The following is a 1,617-nucleotide window of genomic DNA, read 5'->3' as shown; positions in this document are numbered from 1 at the left end:
CGGCCTGCACGGTGCGCAGCATGAGCTCGGTGTCATCGAGGCCCTGGTGCACCTCGGCCTCGGCTGCGGCGAGCGTGCCGCGGCGGCGCGCCCAGTTCTCGAGCGATGCCGGGCTCGACTCGCGCGGCAGCGTCTTTACCTCGGGGTCGAGCTGGCGGCAGATGTCGCGCGTGTCGACGGGAACAATCTTGCCCGCGCGGCGCGCCTCGGCGTAGCCGTCGAGGTGCAGCGTGAACCAGGAGTCCTCGAAGGCGGCGTTGTGGGCCATGTAGGGGTACTTGCGCATGAGCTTGAGCAGCTTTGCCTGCAGCTTCTTGTCCTCGCGGAAGGGGGTCTTGCCCTCGACGTCTGCCCATGAGATGTGGTGGATGCGCTCGAGCGGCACGCCCTTCTCGGCATAGAGGTCGGGGATGCCGCAGAAGTGCGCCTCGGCGTCGGTGGGGGCGGCGTCTGCCGTGAGCTCCATGAGCTCGAAGCCCACGTTGATGATGTAGCCGCGGTCGGGGTAGCGGTCGGTCGTCTCGATGTCGATGCCCAGCACTGTGCCGCGGATGGGCTTGGTGACGTAGGCCACGCCCAGGTTGTTGCGGTCACCGCCCACCTCGCGCACGACGGTCGAGGCCTTGCGCTTCTGCAGGGCCGCCACGCCCGCGCACAGGTCGAAGTCGCTCATGCCGCGCGCCAGGCTCGAGTCGCGCGTGTTGTTGAGGCGCTCGATGCCAATCTGGTCACACAGCTCGCGGTTGCGGTCGGCGAGGTCACGGATGACGTCGTAGCCAAAGCCGGGGTTGTCGTTCTTGGCGTACTCGTCGCGAAGCGTCGCGAGCGCCTCCTCGTTCTTCTGGCGCTCCGCGTCCATCGCGGTAAAGCCGCCGCAGTAGACGATCTCAGGGAACACGAGCGCGTTCGCGTGCTCGAGGGCCTGTGCCACGTTCATGGTTGTGCCGTCCAATCCTTGTGCCCCGCAGGGCTTGCCCGCGGGCGTCTTTTTGCCCAAAGCATGGTAGCACGATGGCCTGGCGCAAGCTCGAGGGTCGCGCGTCCGGGGCTGATGGCCCCGGCCATGCTGGGTGCGTTCGTTCGCCGATGGGCTCGTCTCTTGCCCGTATCAAGTGGGGACAATGGGGAAAATGCGCAGCCCTTGGGGAGGAGACCCATGATGAGTGAGACCTCGCTGGCAGGCGGGTTCGGCGGGGACGGCGCCGAGGCGGCCCCCTATGACGTGGTCGTGATCGGCGCGGGCGTGGCGGGGTGCTGCTGCGCCCGCGAGCTTGCGCGCTATGACGCCCGCGTCATCGTGCTCGAGGCGGGAGACGACATCGCCTGCGGTGCCACGCGAGCAAACTCGGGTATCGTCCACGCCGGCTACGACCCCGAGCCGGGCACCGCCAAGTCGCGCTACAACGTGGCGGGCGCCGCGCTCTTTCCCACCTGGGCCTCCGAGCTCAAGTTCGCCTACGTGCGCAACGAGTCGCTGGTCGTGGGCTTTGACGAGGCCGACCGCACCTCCCTCGAGGGCCTGCTCGAGCGCGGGCGCCAAAACGGCGTCGAGGGGCTCGAGCTCATCGGCGGCGACGAGGCCCGCAAGGATGAATGGCAGATCAATTACGAAGCTCA

General features: G+C 68.0%; 2 protein-coding genes. One reads left to right on the top strand and one right to left on the bottom strand.

From position 1 onward, the window contains the following. Nucleotides 1–937, bottom strand: a 937-nt coding sequence (locus AC1VTH_RS08195) for a 3'-5' exonuclease (RefSeq protein WP_481335690.1), incomplete at its 3' end; no start/stop codon positions are given. Between the two features lie 219 nt (nucleotides 938–1,156). Here AC1VTH_RS08195 and AC1VTH_RS08190 point away from each other — a divergent pair. Then, on the top strand, nucleotides 1,157–1,617 hold a 461-nt coding region (locus tag AC1VTH_RS08190), incomplete at its 3' end, for an NAD(P)/FAD-dependent oxidoreductase (RefSeq protein WP_481335689.1).

This window comes from Parolsenella sp. (assembly GCF_982402205.1).
Note: the sequence above shows the minus strand (reverse complement) of the source record. Positions and strands in the feature narration are given on the sequence as shown.